Consider the following 15,849-nt stretch of genomic DNA (forward strand, 5'->3'; position numbering starts at 1 on the left):
CGTCACCATCCCCGACGGCACCCCCGAAGGTGACTACACCGCCGCGGGCATCGACGACACCACCGGTCAGGAAGCAGACGCACCCCTGACCATCGATGGCGGCCTGGGCGGTGAGGAGCCCGGCGAGGAGACCATCACCGTCGAGCCCGACACTGCCGGGCCCGGCGACGACGTGACGGTCGACGGCGAGCAGTGGCCGCCGAACACGACCGTGACGGTCGAGCTCGTCGATCCGGACGGCGACGTCGTCGTCACGGTCGAGGTCGAGACCGACGAGAACGGGGACTTCACCACCCCGATCACGGTGCCGGACGACGCCGAGGCCGGCGACTACGTCGTGGAGGCCAGCGACGAGAACGAGAACTCGGCGGAGGACGACCTCGTCATCGAGACCGACGGCGCCGGCGACGGGGCAGACCGCGAGCTGGCGGCGGAGTTCTCGAAGGACCAGGTCCAGCGTGGCGAGGAGCAGGTCTTCACCGCCTCGGGCTTCGAGCCCGGCGAGGAGGTCCAGGCACGGATCAACTCCGAGCCGCTCAACCTCACGGTTCAGACCGCCGACGACGACGGCACCGTCAGCTGGACCTTCGTCGTCCCGGCCGACTTCGAGGTGGGCCCGCACACCGGGACCGCCACGAGCGTCGACGTCGGCGACTCGGTCGTCGCCTCGTTCGAGGTCTACCTGACGACGACCGGCCAGGTCGGCGGCAGTGACGGTGGCGGTGACGGCGGCGACGACGGCACCGCCACCGGCGGCTCGCCCACCATGAGCGGTGGCGGCGGCACGCTGCCCCGCACCGGTTCGGAGATCGCGACGTACCTTGCGCTCGCCTTCCTCCTGACGGGTGCAGGCGCGGTCGCGCTGCGGGTGTCCCGACGGCGTCCGCAGTCGGTGATCAGCGAGGTCTGATCGCTCGGCACGACGCACGAAGACCCGGCGCGAGACATCTCGCGCCGGGTCTTCGTGCGTGTGGCGGGATGGTCAACCCATCAGCCGACGCGGTGCAACCAGCGAACCGGCGCCCCGGCGCCCGCGTAGCGGAAGGCCTCGAGCTCGTCGTCCCACGCACTGCCCAGCACCAGGTCCATCGCGGCGCGCAGGGCGTGGGGGTCGTGGATGGACTCCATCGCGTTCCGGACACGGTCTTCCGGTACGACGACGTTGCCGTGCACGTCCGTCATGGCGTGGAACAGGCCGAGGTCCGGTGTGTGCGACCACCGGGCGCCGTCGGCACCATGGCTGGCGTCCTCGGTCACCTCGTAGCGGAGGTGGTCCCACCCCCGCAGGGCAGAGGCCAGCCGGGCACCCGTCCCCTGAGTGCCCTGCCAGGGGTACTCAGCACGGTAGAGCCCCCTCGCCGCCGGCTGGGGTGACCAGTCGAGCGACACCTCTCCGCCCAGCACGTTGCCTGCCGCCCACTCGAGGTGGGGGCAGAGCGCGCGTGGCGCAGAGTGCACGAACAGCACGCCACGAGTGATTGCGCCAGCCATCTTGTCCTCCCTGGGTTTCGAGGTCCGTCTTCCCCTACGTCCTCGACCACCATGAAGTTCCTGGTCAGCGCGTTGCACCGGCGTGTCGCATTGCGTTCTGGGTCACAGTCTGCCGGACGGTCCCCGTCGGTGCGAGGGGAATCCAGACATTTGAGGCACCTCAGAGGCGCTCGCGCAGCTCCCGCATGGCCTTCTTCCGCGTGCCGCGCTCGAGACGGTCCAGGTACAGCTTGCCGTCGAGGTGGTCGCACTCGTGCTGCAGGCAGCGGGCCATGAGCTCGGTCCCCTCGACCACGACAGGCTCACCGTCCAGGTCGATCCCCTCGACCCGGGCGTACCAGGCGCGCTCGGTCGGGTAGTACAGGCCAGGCACCGACAGGCAGCCTTCGTCGCCGTCCTGCGTCTCCTCCGACAGGGCGACGATCCGCGGGTTGAGCACATAACCGATCTCGTCGTCCACGTTCCAGGAGAACGCCCGCAGGTTCACACCGATCTGGTTGGCGGCCAAGCCGGCGCGCCCGTCGGCGTCGACGGTCTCGAGGAGGTCGTCGACGAGCCCACGGACCCGGTCGTCGATCGTCGTGATCTCGTCGCACGCCGTGCGCAGCACGGGGTCGGGCACCACCCGGATCTCTCGCATCGCCATGGGCGCCATTCTTCCATGTCAACGCCGTGGCCCAGGGCACGCCGGCGCCCGACGGCGGCACCTCGCACCGGCGGGTCGGGCCCGTTCCGGTAGGCTCGCGCCGCGCCCTGTTAGCTCAGCTGGTCAGAGCAGTCGACTCATAATCGATCGGTCGCGGGTTCAAGTCCCGCACGGGGCACGACGCCGCCACCGTGGTATCAGGAGCGCGCTGCTGAGGCTCCCTCGGGGTATGGACATCGCACGCTCCGTGCTCGTCCTCGACGACACCATCGACCTCGCCGAGCTGCGGGAGAACGCCCGCTGGTTGGGCCGGCAGCGCGTCGACGACGTCAAGGTCCACCTGCATGTGCTGACCGCTGACGAGGCGGCCGTGGCCGCGCACCGGATCCGGCGCACCACCAACGACTGCGGGTGCCGGTGGGGCGAGAGCCTGCTGGCCCTGACGGCCCTCGCGCTCTGGCTGGTGCCGGTCGCCACGGACGTCACCCGACCCGGCGTCCTCGGGTCGATCCTGCTCCTGCTCACCGCCGCCGTGGGCGGCAAGCTGGCCGGCCTCGCCGCGAGCCGGGCCCGACTCCGCTCCGAGCTGCGGCGGCTCGGCGCCCTGACCGGTCGAGGTGAGCTCGATGGCAGAGATCTGCCGTGACATCGACGAGTGGATCGAGGAAGAGGTCTCCCGTCCGATCGAGGAGTGGGAGGAGCGGCAGGAGGAACGGTGCCGCGAGGAGGAGTGCAACTGGTGGACCCTCTGCCTGAACAAGCTCTTCTGCTGGCTGGTGACGGTGGTGGTCAAGGTCGTCCGCTGGGCCCTGGTCACCGTGGGGCGGTGGGTGACCCGCACCGTGTGCACCGTGATCGCCATCGTCGTCGACCTGGTGGTGGCGGTCCTGACCGGTCTGTGGGACGTCGTCGCGGGGATCTTCACCTGGGACTGGGAGCGCGTGTGGGACGGCCTGGTGTCGATCGTGGGTGGCGTGATCGTGGCCGTCCTCGGGCTGCTGCGGGTGGTCTTCCTGGTGGACACCGTCGACTTCGTGCGCGAGGAGATCCAGGAGTCGCAGCTCCGTGACCACGTCCGCGGACTGCTGGCCCGCCGGTTCGCCCGGGACCCCGAGGCGCTCGCCGCGGCTCGCCGCGCCACGGGCGTCGACCACGGGGCGTTCGGGCTGCGCCTCCAGGGCCGCGCCACGCGGACCTTCGTCCGCTCCGACCGCATCGGACCCGACAGCGGCGTGCCGGAGCTGGTGCGCTGGCACGAGGACCCGTCGCTGGACATCGACGTCCGCGTGCTCGCCGGGTACGACAGCGAGGACTTCTGGAAGCGCGGGCGGCCGCAGGTCGTCGGGGCCGACGAGGGTCAGGTCGACGCCTACCTGCGGGATCGCGGTGGCCGCAGCTTCCGCATCTACCCGATGAGCGAGAGCACCCTGCGGCACAAGCTCTCCGTCTGCGCCGAACGGTCGCGCGAGCTGGGACTCATCTATCGCTTCACGGTGGACGAGCGCGAGGTCACCGACCCGGCCTACGTCGTCCTCACCGCCGGCCAGGACGACTACGACATCGACGTGCTGGGCCGGGTCAACGAGCGCGTCGACCCGGTGGGTGCGCGTCAGGACCTGCCGACGCCGCACGCCGGGACGGTCTTCGCGTACGAGGGGTCGCTCATCGGGCTGAGTGCACACCTCGACGACGCCACCGGCGTCGACGGCACCCCGTTCCCCGGGAGCTTCACGTCGGGTGTTTCCGTCCGTGACCGGGTTCCCGATCTCATCTACGAGTACGTCCTCGCCCACGAGCTCGGGCACTACTTCGGGCTGACGCACGTCGACGGCTATCACCGGATCATGTACACGGCCAACCCTGCCGCCGGAACCAAGGCGATCCGCTGGTGGACGCTGCCCTCCCTGCTCGTCCTCGAGCAGCAGCCCAAGTTCGTGCTGGACGAGGCCAAGGCGGTGTGGGACTACGTCGTCGCGGGCTTCCCGACGGAGGCGCTCACGACGCGTGCCCACTGACACGCGTCATGAGCACTCCGGTCGCCACTACTTCCTGAAGGCGTCCCGGACGTCGTCGCCGGCCTGCTTGAGGTTGGCCTTGGACTGGTCGGCCTCGCCCTCGGCCTGCAGCTGCTCGTCGTCCGACGCCTTGCCGGCGCCTTCCTTGATCTTGCCGGCGGCTTCTTCCGCCGCGTGCTTGGCCTTGTCGCCGATTCCCATGAGCGACCTCCTTCGTCGGGGGCTCCGACCATACGAGCGTGCGGCGCACGACGCACCCGGGCCGGGCCGGGCCCGGCCCGGCCTTACGAGTTCATCGTCGTGACCTTGTAGACCTCGCCGCCGCGGTCGTAGGTGGTCCACTCCCCCACCTTGCGGCCGTGGTCGAAGTGCCCGGAGCGCATCCGCGTCCCGTCCACGCGGAACCACTCCCAGTAGCCGTGGAGCTCGCCGTCCAGGAACTGGCCGGTGCCCCGGACGCTGCCGTCGCGGTGGTACTCGGTGTGCTCGACGAGTCCCGGCGCATCCTTGTCCCCGGAATGTTGCGGTGCCATGGGTCCATCGTGCCGCAGGTCGACCCCGCCCGAGCGCTAGCGTGGCCTCATGTTCTCGCGCCGACGTCAGCTCACCCCCGCCGCCCGCCGCGCCGTCCCTCTCGCGGGCGGCGAACGCCACCTGGCGGCGGCCGAGCTCGCCGACGGCGGACACGCCGTCGCCACGACGGCCGGCCTGGCGGTGCTCACGGACGACGTCGCACCCCGGCTGGCGCTGCGCCGCCCGTGGTGCGACGTCGACCGCGCGGCGTTCGACCCGGAGCGGTCGGTGCTGACGGTCGAGTGGGTCGACGCCGAACCCGACCTGCACCTGCGTCTGACCGACCCCACCGCGACGAACCTCCCCGCCGCGCTGCACGAGCGCGTCCTGTGGTCCGTGCTGCTGGCCGAGACGGTCGACGTGCCCGGCGGCCGCGTGCGGGTCGCGGTACGCCGTCGCCTCGACGGCTCGCTGTTCTCTCAGGCGCTCGCCGAGGAGGGCGTGGACCTGGCCCGTCCGGACGTCGCCGACGTGGTGAACGCCACCGAGTCCAACCTCCGCGGGGCGTGCGGACTACCCCTGTGAACCTGGTATTGTTTTTTCCGGTTCGCCGGTCGGCAGGAACGTCCACCAGGACGATCATCGACTCGGACCACGCGATCCCGCGTAGCTCAGCTGGCAGAGCATCCGACTGTTAATCGGACGGTCACTGGTTCAAGTCCAGTCGCGGGAGCACGAAGAGAGGCCCTGTCACCCGCAACGGGTGACAGGGCCTCTGCTGTGGGAGCACATCCCGGCGCCGACCTCTCCCCCGCGGAATACGGCACCACCGTCCGGCACTTGCCAGTGACGTGGCCACCAACACCTCTGTCGGACTCCGTTCCGAGCGCGGACCGATCCTCCTCGCCCTCATGCTCTCCACGGCGCTGGTCGCCCTGGACGCGACGATCATCGCCACCGCGTCGGCGACCATCGCGCGGGACCTGGGCGGGTTCGAGCAGCTCCCGTGGCTCTTCTCCACCTATCTCCTCGCCCAGGCGGTCGGGACGCCGCTGTCCGGCCGCCTGGCGGACGTCCTCGGCCGCAAGCGCATGATGCTGGCCGGTGTCGCGCTGTTCTTCCTCGGCTCCGTCCTCTGTGGTGCGGCCTGGTCGATGGGCGCGCTCATCGTGGGACGCGTCCTCCAGGGGCTCGGTGCGGGTGCCGTCATGCCGGCGTCGCTCACCATCGCGTCGGACATCTACACGCTCGAGGAGCGGGCCAAGACCCAGGGATACCTCGCGTCGGTGTGGGCGATCTCGTCGGTCGTCGGTCCCACGCTCGGTGGGGTGTTCTCCGAGTTCGTGAGCTGGCGCTGGATCTTCTTCGTCAACATCCCGTTGTGCGCGTTCGCCGCCTGGATGCTGGTGCGTCGCTACCACGAGTCGCCTCGCGAGGGCGCCCGCGAACCCATCGACTACCTCGGTGCGGCACTGCTGGCGAGCGGCAGCACCCTCCTGCTCCTCGGCCTGCTCGAGGGCGGCAGCGCGTGGCCGTGGGACTCCCCCGCATCGGTGGCGATCTTCGCCGGTTCCGCCGGTCTGCTGACCGGGTTCGTCCTGCGGGTCCGCCGCGCGCGGCACCCCATCGTGGACCTGTCCATCCTGCGCCGGCGCGTCGTCGCCGTCCCGTCCGCCGTCTCGCTGATGGTCGGCGTCATCGTGCTGGCCCTGTCCACCTACATCCCGATCTACGCGCAGGGCGTGCTCGGCGTCGGACCGCTGGTCGCCGGCTTCACGCTGGCGGCGATGATGGTCGGGTGGCCGCTGGCCGCCACCAACGCGGGCAGCGTCTACCTGCGCATCGGCTTCCGGCTGACGGCGATGATCGGCTCGTCGCTGGTGCTCACCGGGCTCGCGCTCGCCCTGCTGCTCGGTGCCTCGACGGCGGTCGTCGCCGTCGCCGGCGTGTGCTTCCTCGTCGGCGTGGGGATGGGGCTCACCGCCGTGCCGACGCTCATCGCCGCCCAGTCGTCGGCGTCGTTCTCCGAGCGTGGGGCGGTGACGGGGACCAACATGTTCGCCCGGTCCCTGGGCTCCGCCGTCGGCGTCGCGGTGTGCGGCGCGATCGTCAACTCCCGCACCACGGTGGGGGCCGACGGCGTCCCGGAGGGGCCCGGGCTCATGTCCGCGATGCACGTCGTCTTCATCCTGCTCGCGGTGTGCGCCGCGGTCCTCGTGGTCCTGGCCACCCTCATGCCCACGGACCGCCGGCAGGCGCGCGAACGCCGCGCGGGTGCGGCGGCGGACGCGGCCGCTCCGACCCGCGCGGCGTAGGGCGTCGGGAGGTCAGCCCGCCTCACGGGCGGCGCGCGCCGCACCGAGCTCGGAGGTCTCTCCCTCCGTCGACAGCTTGCCGGTGGCCGACTCGAGGTGCGCCCGCACGAACCAGTGGAACTGCTCGAGCTCGCCCAGGTGGCCGATCAGCATGTCGTTGGTGACGTCGTCGAGCTCCTCGGTCGCCTTCGCGGCCTCTCGGTGGGCAGTGATGACGCCCTGGTACACCTCGTCGAGGGCGCCGAGGTGCTCGATGGCCGTCGCCCGGCCGAGGTGGTAGTCCTCCCAGGTCCGCGACGCCACGAGCGCTCCCGGCGTGCCCAGGGGCTCTGCGCCGAGCGTCGCGATCCGTTCCGCGGTGGCGTCCGTCATGAGGCGCACGGCGTCCACCTGCGGGTCGAGCATCTCGTGCACCGCGATGAAGTGCGGCCCCACCACGTTCCAGTGGACGTGCTTGAGGGTCAGGTGCAGGTCGGTGAGCGAGTTCAACCGGTCCTGAAGGATCTCGGCGACCTTCGCGCCGTCCTCGGCCGTCAGCGACGGCACCGTGTAGGTGGGCACGTGCTTGGCAGCAGACATCAGCAGCTCCTTCTGTCGGGCGGTGTCGGGTGCGCCCATCGTGCCCACGTGTCCCGGTCGCCGCGACCGCACGGGTCTCACGCGCTGTCGCGCAGCTCCCGACGCTCCTTCTCGATCGCGACGAGCCGCTCGAAGGCTGACCGGTAGGCGTCGGCGTCCGCGGCGGGGTCGAGCCGCTGGACGCGGCTCTTGGCGTCGGCGATGCGGCGGGTCAGGCCCAGGTCGATGACCTTGCGCACGACGTCGGCCACGTAGGCCGCGATGACGTTCTCCCGGTCCTCGGGCACGGGGGCCACGGAGAGCTCGGTGACGAGCGGGCCGACGGCGTCACCCGCCTCCTCCACCACCGTCTCGACCCAGCGGCTCCCCCCGAGACCTCGACCCGTCCCGACACCGCCGGCCGCCCGGATCGCCGCGTGCACGGCCCGCCAGGCGGGCGTGGCGAACGCGTCCTCGTCCAGCCCGTCGAACGTGCCGGGGACGTGCTGCGGGTACTGCAGCGCCACCACGAGGGCCAGTCGCTCGATGCGCGCCACGGGGTCGCGCGGGTCCGGCGCGGTCACCAGCGGTGCGGCCGGGCCCGGCGCCGTGCCCGACGCCGGCCCCCCGTCGCGGGAGCCCCGCACGTCGCGCTCGTCCCGCCGTCGGGCCGGTCCGGGCCGTCCGGAGGCGCTGGCCACCTCGCGGCGGACCTCGTCCGGGTCGAGACCGATCCAGCGCGCCAGCGACCGGCTGTAGCCGAGCTGCATCGAGCGGTCGCGGATGCCCGCCACGAGCGGTGCCGCGGCTCGCAGCGCGCCGACCCGGCCCTCGACCGTCTCCAGGTCGTAGCCGTCCAGCGTGGTACGGATGACGAACTCGAACAGCGGCACGCGGCCGTCCACGAGGGACTTGACCGCCTCGGGACCGCGGGCCATGCGCAGGTCGCAGGGGTCCATGCCGCTCGGCTCGACGGCGACGAACGTCTGGGCGTGGAAGCGCTGGTCCTCGCCGAAGGCTCGCATCGCCGCCTTCTGCCCGGCCGCGTCGCCGTCGAAGGTGAAGATGATCTCGCCGCCCAGGGAGGCGCCCGAGGCGAGCTGGAGCCCGCCGCCGGCCGTGGTGTCGCCCAGGAGGCGCCGCACCACCTTGGCGTGGTCGCCGCCGAACGCGGTGCCGCACGTGGCCACGGCGACCTCGACGCCGGACAGGTGGGCCGCCATGACGTCGGTGTACCCCTCCACGATGACCACGCGCTTGGACTGCGCGATCGCGCGCTTGGCCAGGTCGATGCCGTACAGCACGTGCGCCTTCTTGTAGAGGCTGGTCTCCGGGGTGTTCAGGTACTTCGGGCCCTGGTCCTCGTCGAAGAGCTTGCGCGCTCCGAACCCGATGACCGCGCCGGTCACGTCGCGGATCGGCCAGACGAGCCGGCCGCGGAACCGGTCGTAGACGCCGCGCTGGCCCTGGCTCACGAGGCCGGACGCGATCAGCTCCGGCTGGGTGAAGCCGCGGCCCTGCAGGTGCCGCATCAGCGCGTCCCAGCCGGTGGGGGCGAACCCCAGGCCGAACGTCTCGGCGTCGGCGCGGCCGAAGCTGCGCTCGGCGAGGAACGCCCGTGCCGCCTGCGCGCCGGGGGCGAAGAGCTGGTCGGCGTAGAACTCCGCGGCGACCCGGTGGGCCTCGATCAGTCGCTGCCGGCGGCCGGGCTCCTCCCGGGGGCCGCGCTGGGCGGCACCTCCCGTGCGCGAGTCCTCGTAGCGCAGCTGGACGCCGACCCGGTCGGCGAGGTGCTCGACGGCGTCGGTGAAGCCCATGCCGTCGATCTTCTGCACGAACGAGATGACGTCACCGCCCTCGCCGCACCCGAAGCAGTGCCAGCGTCCGACGCCGGGCCGCACGTGGAACGACGGCGTGCGCTCGTCGTGGAAGGGGCACAGGCCCTTCATCGAGCCGACGCCGGCGGACTTGAGGGTGACGTGCGCCGAGACGATCTCCTCGATCCGTGCGCGCTCGCGTACCGCCTCGACGTCCTCCCGCTTGATCAGCCCAGCCACGCAGGGAGTCTATGCCCGCGGCAGGGCATCATCCTGCGGCCGTGCACAGAGGCGCCCCGTGCCGCCGTCAGGGCTTGCGGACCAGGCGGGCGTGCAGCTGCATCGCGGAGACGTCGGTGAGCGAGGCCACCTGGTCGACGACGACGCGCAGCCGGGCGTCGTCGTCGGCCGCCTCGGCCCAGTCCGCGGCGAAGGCCGGCTCAAGGGCGACCGGAGCCCGGTCCGCGAGCGCCGTGACGAGGTCGGCGACGATCTCGCGCTGCGCCCCGTAGACGGGCTCGGCCTCGCGCGGCGCCATGACGTAGGTGACGGCGACGCCCTTGAGGGCGAGGATCTCGTCGGCCGTCTCGTCCGGCACGACCAGCCGGGCGGAGTACCGGGTGAGCGGGCCGTCGCCGTAGACGTCTCGCGTGGCGCGCTGCGCCGCGCCGCTGAACCGGCCGATGAGCTGGCTGGTGGCGTCCTTCAGCGCGGCGAGCGACCCGCGCGACCCGTCGAAGTCGGTGACCAGGTAGCCGGTGTCCCGCAGCCGGCACAGGGCGGCGTCCAGCGCGTCGGGGTCGTGCCAACCGCCGTACCAGGAGCGCACGTGCTCGACGACGCGGGCACGCTCGGCCTCGTCGTCGAGCAGGCGCAGGTCCACCCGGCCGCCGACGACGGCGTCCTCGACGTCGTGCACCGAGTAGCTGATGTCGTCGGCCAGGTCCATCACCTGGGCCTCCATGCACCGCACTCCCCCGCGCGGCGCCCCTTGGCGCAGCCACGCGAACACCGGGGCGTCGTCCGGGTACACGCCGAACTTGTGGGTGGACCGCCCGTCGGGGCGCGGTGGCCCCTCGCCGAGCCGCCACGGGTACTTGACGCTGGCGTCCAGCGAGGCGCGGGTCAGGTTCAGGCCGCGCGGGGCGCCGTCGTCCGCGATGATCTTGGGCTCGAGCCGCGTCAGCAGGCGCAGCGTCTGCGCGTTGCCCTCGAACCCGCCGATGCCGGCCGCGATGTCCGCGAGCGCCCGCTCGCCGTTGTGGCCGAACGGCGGGTGGCCGAGGTCGTGCGTCAGGCAGGCGGTGTCCACGAGGTCCGGGTCGCAGCCCAGCGCGCGGCCCATCTCGCGGCCCACCTGGGCGACCTCCAGGGAGTGCGTCAGCCGGGTGCGCACGAAGTCGTCGCTGCCGGGGGTGAGCACCTGGGTCTTGGCGCCGAGGCGGCGCAGCCCCGAGGAGTGCACCACCCGCGCCCGGTCCCGCTCGAAGGGTGTGCGGTGCTTGGACTTGGCCGGCTCGGCCGCCCACCGCTCGGTGTCGGCGTCGGTGTACGACGCCGTGCCCTCCTCGCCCGGGGCCGGGCGGGGCTCGGTCCCGACGACGGTCGGGTCGAACGCGTCCTGCGAGAACGTCTGCACGCAGGTCAGCCTACCGAGCGGGACCGACGGACCTCAGAGCGCCAGCTGGCGGTAGACGCCGGTGCGCAGCTCCCGCTCCCAGGCGTCGTACTGCGGCATGCCCACGTCGCGTGCGACGGCCAGCTCCGCGTCGACGTCGTAGGGCACGCGGACGTGCTGCAGCCCGAACGGTGCGGGGCCGTCGGCGTCGGGGTCGCCCTCGAGGATCGCGTACGCCGGCGTGGGCTCGTCGAGCGGGTTGCCGACGCTGCCGGTGTTGAACAGCGTGCGCCCGCGCCGGGTCCGCTGGTAGGCCGCGTGCACGTCGCCGTAGCCGACCATGACGGGCTCCGGCCCCGGCCCGGTGAGCTCGGTGGCGGCGAACATGCCGTCGAACTCCTCCCGCGTGTGGTCCACGTGCACCCGGACGTGGACGCTGGTCGCCGAGGCGTGGAACAACCGGATGCGGCGCCCGGAGAGCAGCAGGTCGTGGCACAGGGGCTTGGCGGCGATCCGTTCGCGCTGCGCGGGGCGCAGCTCGTCGCGCCACCACACCATCTCGGGCGCTCCGTCGTCGGCGGTCTGCGGCAGGAAGTCGTCCCAGTTGCCGCGGACGTCGGCCTCGCACACCGCGGCGAGCCGGTCGACGACGGCGCTGCCACGCGGACCCTTGCCGGCGTCGTCCCCGAGGTTGACGATGCTCTCGATCCCTCGCGCCGCGATGTCCGTCAGGACCGCCTCGAGCGCGGTGAGGTTGCCGTGGACGTCGGAGATGATCGCGATCTGCTCGGTGGCCACGCCCCGATGCTGCCACAGACCGAGCCGGCTACGTCCGGTCGCCGCGCTCGAGCACGCCGCGCACGTAGGCGATCTGCGCGGCGTGCTCCAGGGAGTCGACCGCGACGCTGACCAGCCGGGCGCCGAGCGTCACCGGCGGGTCCCACGCCCGGTCGACCACCGTGTCCAGGTCTGCGTCGCTCAGGTCGGTGAGCACGTCGAGGGACTCGTTCTGCACGTCGTCGACGTAGCCCAGCAGCAGCGCCGCCGGCACCCGGACCTGCGCGACGTCGTCGGGCGTGTGCCCGTAGCCGGAGTCGTCCGCGGCGAAGGGGAGCCCGAACCGGTCGTCCCAACCCGCCGCGGTCCACACCTGCCCGCGGCCCACGGCGGCCGCCACCTGGAGGTCCTGGCCGCGGGCCAGGTGCCAGGCGAGCCAGGCGATCGAGTTCGCCCCGGGGTCGAGGCGCGTCGTCAGGGCGTCGTCGGAGAGCCTCTCGACGCCCCGGCGGACCGTCGGGCCGATCCGGGAGTACAGGTCCTGGAGCACGGCGACGTCGTTCATCGGTTCCTCCGTCCGGTGGTGCTGCTCGGGTGCTTCAGGTCGAGTGCATCAGGTCCGGCCGGATCAGGCGAGCCGGTGGACGGCGACCCCGGGCCCGTCGCCCGGCACCACGATGCCGTCGGTGGTGACACGCAGGCCGAGGCCGCCGTACAGCCGCTCGGGAGACGCGCCCGGCGCCAGGAGGTGGTGCGGCAGCACGGCGCCCTCCCACGGGCCGCGCGCCAGGACGACGAGCACGCGCTCGGTGGTCGACTCGCGCAGGAACACCACCGCGTCGTCGGCCACCACGGCCCACCGCATGCCGCCGCCCCGCAGGGCGGACGAGCCCCGCCGCACGGCGGACAGCCGCCGGTAGACGTCCAGCGTGGCCGTGTCCCAGCGCGGCCCGCCGCCGCGAGCGCCCTGGTCCCAGGCCATGGTGGTCCGCGCGTGCTCGCCGTTGTCGCCGGTGGCGCCGACCTCGTCGCCGGCGAACACCACCGGGGTGCCCGGGTAGGTGAACAGCAGCGTCGCGGCCACCTCGGCCGCCTCCGCGGAGCCGACGACGGTGCGCAGCCGCGGCGTGTCGTGCGAGCCGAGCAGGTTCCACTGCCGAGCGGTCACGGTCCACGGCACCGCCGAGTCGAACTCGCGCATCGTGGCCACCATCGCGTGGCCGGGCCGGCGCACGGCACCGACGGGGAGCCCGTGGGCGCCGGCCGGCGAGCCGTCCACCGCCAGCCACGACCAGGCGGGGCGGGTGAAGCCGGTGTAGTTCATGTTGGCGTGCCAGCCGTCGCCCTGGAGGTCCGCGGTCGCGTCGTGGAAGTGCTCCGCCACGAGCGCGCCGTCGGGGCGTGCACCGACGACGGCGGCACGCAGCTCGCGCGCGACGGCGTGCGCCCGGTCCGCGCTCCCCCACCGGCCGGTCATGTTGGCCACGTCGACACGCCACCCGTCGAGCCCGAACGGCTCGCGCAGGTACCGGGTGATCGGCGCGCCGTCGCCCGTCACCATGCGCCGCCAGGTCTCCGGCGCGGACCAGTCGAGCTTGGGCAGGGACCCGAACCCGAGCCAGGCGGCGTACCCCGTCCCGTCCGGCGCCGTCGCCACGTCCGGCCCGCCCGGCGGCGCCCACACGTACATCTCGTGCTCCGGGGCGGAGGGGTCGGCGAGCGCCCGGGCGAACCACTCGTGGCCCTCGCCGGTGTGGTTGGTGGTGATGTCCCCCATCAACCGCATCCCCCGGGCGTGGACCGCACGCGCGAGCCGGGCGTAGGCCGCGTCCCCGCCGAGCAGCGGGTCCACGCGGTCGAACGTCGAGGCGTCGTAACGGTGATTGGACCGGCCGGGGAACACCGGGGTGAGGTAGACGGTGCCGACCCCGAGGTCCGCCAGGTGGTCGAGGTGCGCCACGATGCCGTCGAGGTCGCCGCCGTAGAGCTGGGTGCCGGCCAGCACCCCGTCGCCCGCGGGCTCGTCGTCCCAGGCGGCCGGGACGGCCCAGTCCGGCACCGGACGGGACGACGCCTCGCCCGAGCGGGCGAACCGGTCGGGGAAGATCTGGTAGACCGGGCCGTCGGCCAGCCAGGCCGGCGCCGGGGCGTGCGTCGTGAGGCGGAAGCTGCCGGCGTCCGGGACGTCGCGGTCGTGCACGCCACGACCGTCCAGCCAGCGGTAGCCGCCCGGGGCGTCGAGGAGGAACCGGTAGGGCGTGACGGGGTTGTGCACCACGACGTCGGCGACGTAGTAGTCCTCGCCCGCCGTGCCGCCGTCGTGCCGCGCGGGCGTGAGGCGAGGCTCGCCGTCGCGCACGGACCGCAGCCAGACGTCCCGCACCCCCGATGCCTGGGGCACGCGGAGCCGGACGGGCACGGTGTCGCCGACGGCGGGGGTGCCCTCGGGCACGTGCAGGGCCGACCCGTCGTGGTGCGGCAGGTCGAGCAGGTGGGAAGCGTGGGTCATGCCATCCTCTCGGTCGGGGCCTCGCCGCCGACCGAGCCGTTCGACCGCGACGCTCAGCGGCGGCGGCGGCCGATCGCCCACCCGGCGGCGAGCGCGATCGCGATCCCGACGGCCTGTCCGCCGAGGATCGCCTTGTTCAGGTCGAGCACGGGCTGCCAGCGGGCTCCCTCCGCCGAGACGACGTAGACGCCGAGCGGCTTGACCTGGAGACCGTAACCGCCGCCACCGCCACCGCCCTCGCCCGAGCCCTCGCCGTGGGTCTCGCCACGGATCTCGCCCTGGGCGTCACCCGAGGCGTCGCCGGCGTCGGAACCGTCGCCGTCGTCCCCCGCACCGGAGCTCTCGGGGCGGGTGCCACGCTGGAAGGAGCGGGACCATCCGGCGAGGTGGCCCGAGCCCTTGCCCGTGCCGGTCCCCTGCCCGGAGCCGTGACCGGCGCCCGTGCCGGCACCGCCCCCGGAGCCGGTGCCGATCCCGCCCCAGACCTTCGCGACGGGGATGATGAGGTGACCTTGGTGCTCGTAGGGCTCCCCGTACGCGCGGCGCACGGAGAACGAGTCGTCGGCGGCGTCGGTGAGCCGCCCGAGATCCGGGGTGAAGCTGCGCGTGTCATCCGTCATGTGCTCAGGCTAGGGCCGGGGTGTGACCCACGCCATAGCCCGGCCCGATGTTCGTCAGCCCTTCACCGACCCGGCGGTCAGCCCGCCGACGATGTACTTCTGCAGGAACATGAACAGCGCGAGGATCGGGATCGTCGAGATCACCGCGCCTGCGGCGAAGAGTCCCCAGTTGGCCTCGAGCAGGCTGGACACCCACGAGTAGAGACCGACGGCGAGGGTCCAGTTCGACTCGGACTGCAGCAGCACGCGCGCGATGACGAACTCGCCGAAGGTGGCGATGATCGACAGCAGCGCCACGACGGCCAGGATCGGGGTGACCAGGCGCAGGATGATGGTCCAGTAGGTCTGGGCGTGCGTGGCGCCGTCGATCTTCGCGGCCTCGTCCAGCTCGCGCGGGATGGTGTTGAAGAACCCGTACATCAGGAACGTGTTCACGCCCAGCGCCCCGCCCAGGTACACGCAGACCAGCGCCACCTTCGAGTTGAGGCCGAGGGCAGGCACCACCTCGCCCAGGCTGATCAGCAGCAGGAAGATCGCCACGAAGGCGAGCATCTGCGGGAACATCTGCACGATCAGGAGCGTCGTCAGTCCGGCCCGGCGGCCCTGGAACCGGAACCGGCTGAACGCGTACGCCGCGGCGGCACCCATCAGCACGGTGCCGATCGCCGTCACCACGGCGACCTGCACCGAGTTGGCGAACCACGACCAGAACGCCGTGTCGGCCAGGGCGGCGTAGTTCGTCCCGGAGATCGTGTCGAAGAGCTGGTTCGAGCCGGTCAGCGTGCCGCCCGCGGACAGCGACGCCGAGAGGACGTAGACGATCGGGAAGACGGCGTAGACGATGAACACGACGCCGACGACGTGCCGCCAGCCGGTGTCGGCGAACCAGCGGCCCGCGCTGCGACGGCGGGCGGGCGCGGGTGCGCGGCGATCGGCCGCGCGGCCCTCGGAGAGCGTGGTGGCGGTCATG

At 72.7% G+C, this 15,849-nt stretch carries 16 protein-coding genes, 2 tRNA genes and 1 pseudogene; 7 read left to right on the forward strand and 12 right to left on the reverse strand.

Annotation, left to right across the window (positions count from 1 at the left end; translation table 11 throughout):
- Positions 1-910, forward strand: a pseudogene (locus BCL65_RS18005) (hypothetical protein); the annotation flags it as partial.
- A gap of 80 nt (positions 911-990) precedes the next feature.
- Here the strand turns inward: BCL65_RS18005 and BCL65_RS11955 are convergent.
- Both BCL65_RS11955 and def read right to left on the reverse strand, forming a co-directional pair.
- The gene (locus BCL65_RS11955) at positions 991-1,491 is read right to left on the reverse strand and encodes a DUF3145 domain-containing protein (protein ID WP_106268335.1); all 501 of its coding nucleotides are present in this window, start codon (positions 1,489-1,491) and stop codon (positions 991-993) included.
- A gap of 160 nt (positions 1,492-1,651) precedes the next feature.
- The gene (def, locus tag BCL65_RS11960) at positions 1,652-2,137 is read right to left on the reverse strand and encodes a peptide deformylase (RefSeq protein ID WP_106268337.1); all 486 of its coding nucleotides are present in this window, start codon (positions 2,135-2,137) and stop codon (positions 1,652-1,654) included.
- Between the two features lie 104 nt (positions 2,138-2,241).
- On the opposite strand from def, the gene BCL65_RS11965 reads away from it, so the two are divergent.
- From BCL65_RS11965 to BCL65_RS11975, 3 genes are all read left to right on the forward strand, one after another.
- A tRNA-Ile gene (locus BCL65_RS11965) sits at positions 2,242-2,315 on the forward strand.
- 51 nt (positions 2,316-2,366) lie between these two features.
- Positions 2,367-2,783 (forward strand): hypothetical protein, encoded by a 417-nt coding sequence (locus BCL65_RS11970; RefSeq protein ID WP_106268339.1) that lies wholly within the window; start codon positions 2,367-2,369, stop codon positions 2,781-2,783.
- Positions 2,764-4,152, forward strand: coding sequence for a hypothetical protein (locus BCL65_RS11975; RefSeq protein WP_106268340.1), 1,389 nt, complete (start codon positions 2,764-2,766; stop codon positions 4,150-4,152). Before BCL65_RS11970 ends, BCL65_RS11975 begins: the two co-directional genes overlap by 20 nt.
- A gap of 27 nt (positions 4,153-4,179) precedes the next feature.
- On the opposite strand, the gene BCL65_RS11980 is transcribed toward BCL65_RS11975, so the two are convergent.
- Together BCL65_RS11980 and BCL65_RS11985 are read right to left on the reverse strand one after the other, a co-directional pair.
- A complete protein-coding gene (locus BCL65_RS11980) occupies positions 4,180-4,353 on the reverse strand; it encodes a CsbD family protein (RefSeq protein WP_106268342.1) in 174 nt (57 codons plus the stop codon).
- Between the two features lie 83 nt (positions 4,354-4,436).
- On the reverse strand, positions 4,437-4,685 hold the full coding sequence (locus BCL65_RS11985) for a toxin-antitoxin system YwqK family antitoxin (protein WP_106268344.1): 249 nt from the start codon (positions 4,683-4,685) through the stop codon (positions 4,437-4,439).
- Positions 4,686-4,734: 49 nt separating this feature from the next.
- Here BCL65_RS11985 and BCL65_RS11990 point away from each other — a divergent pair, with 49 nt between their 5' ends.
- From BCL65_RS11990 to BCL65_RS12000, 3 genes are all read left to right on the forward strand, one after another.
- Positions 4,735-5,250 carry a hypothetical protein gene (locus BCL65_RS11990; RefSeq protein ID WP_106268346.1) on the forward strand — a complete coding sequence of 172 codons (516 nt, stop codon included), beginning with the start codon at positions 4,735-4,737 and terminating at the stop codon, positions 5,248-5,250.
- A 75-nt stretch (positions 5,251-5,325) separates the two neighbouring features.
- Positions 5,326-5,398: transfer RNA gene (locus BCL65_RS11995), tRNA-Asn, on the forward strand.
- Between the two features lie 178 nt (positions 5,399-5,576).
- Complete coding sequence (locus BCL65_RS12000; protein ID WP_181340738.1) at positions 5,577-6,980, forward strand: MFS transporter; 1,404 nt, start codon at positions 5,577-5,579, stop codon at positions 6,978-6,980.
- A gap of 12 nt (positions 6,981-6,992) precedes the next feature.
- Here BCL65_RS12000 and BCL65_RS12005 read toward each other — a convergent pair whose 3' ends face one another.
- The 8 genes from BCL65_RS12005 to BCL65_RS12040 all read right to left on the reverse strand — a co-directional run bounded on the left by BCL65_RS12005 (position 6,993) and on the right by BCL65_RS12040 (position 15,848).
- Entirely contained in the window at positions 6,993-7,559 is a 567-nt protein-coding gene (locus tag BCL65_RS12005; RefSeq protein WP_106268700.1) for a Dps family protein, read from the reverse strand.
- Positions 7,560-7,636: 77 nt separating this feature from the next.
- The gene (dnaG, locus tag BCL65_RS12010; RefSeq protein ID WP_106268350.1) at positions 7,637-9,595 is read right to left on the reverse strand and encodes a DNA primase; all 1,959 of its coding nucleotides are present in this window, start codon (positions 9,593-9,595) and stop codon (positions 7,637-7,639) included.
- A gap of 67 nt (positions 9,596-9,662) precedes the next feature.
- Entirely contained in the window at positions 9,663-10,994 is a 1,332-nt protein-coding gene (locus tag BCL65_RS12015) for a deoxyguanosinetriphosphate triphosphohydrolase (RefSeq protein WP_106268352.1), read from the reverse strand.
- 33 nt (positions 10,995-11,027) lie between these two features.
- On the reverse strand, positions 11,028-11,771 hold the full coding sequence (locus BCL65_RS12020; RefSeq protein WP_106268354.1) for a metallophosphoesterase family protein: 744 nt from the start codon (positions 11,769-11,771) through the stop codon (positions 11,028-11,030).
- A 28-nt stretch (positions 11,772-11,799) separates the two neighbouring features.
- On the reverse strand, positions 11,800-12,315 hold the full coding sequence (locus BCL65_RS12025; RefSeq protein ID WP_106268356.1) for a mycothiol transferase: 516 nt from the start codon (positions 12,313-12,315) through the stop codon (positions 11,800-11,802).
- A 63-nt stretch (positions 12,316-12,378) separates the two neighbouring features.
- Positions 12,379-14,259, reverse strand: coding sequence for a glycoside hydrolase family 13 protein (locus tag BCL65_RS12030; RefSeq protein WP_106268358.1), 1,881 nt, complete (start codon positions 14,257-14,259; stop codon positions 12,379-12,381).
- Between the two features lie 53 nt (positions 14,260-14,312).
- Positions 14,313-14,879 carry a hypothetical protein gene (locus BCL65_RS12035; protein ID WP_106268360.1) on the reverse strand — a complete coding sequence of 189 codons (567 nt, stop codon included), beginning with the start codon at positions 14,877-14,879 and terminating at the stop codon, positions 14,313-14,315.
- Between the two features lie 54 nt (positions 14,880-14,933).
- The gene (locus BCL65_RS12040) at positions 14,934-15,848 is read right to left on the reverse strand and encodes a sugar ABC transporter permease (protein ID WP_106268362.1); all 915 of its coding nucleotides are present in this window, start codon (positions 15,846-15,848) and stop codon (positions 14,934-14,936) included.
- Position 15,849 lies beyond the last annotated feature (1 nt).

Origin of the sequence: Isoptericola halotolerans, assembly GCF_003003075.1 — a bacterium.
Lineage (GTDB): Bacteria > Actinomycetota > Actinomycetes > Actinomycetales > Cellulomonadaceae > Isoptericola > Isoptericola halotolerans_A.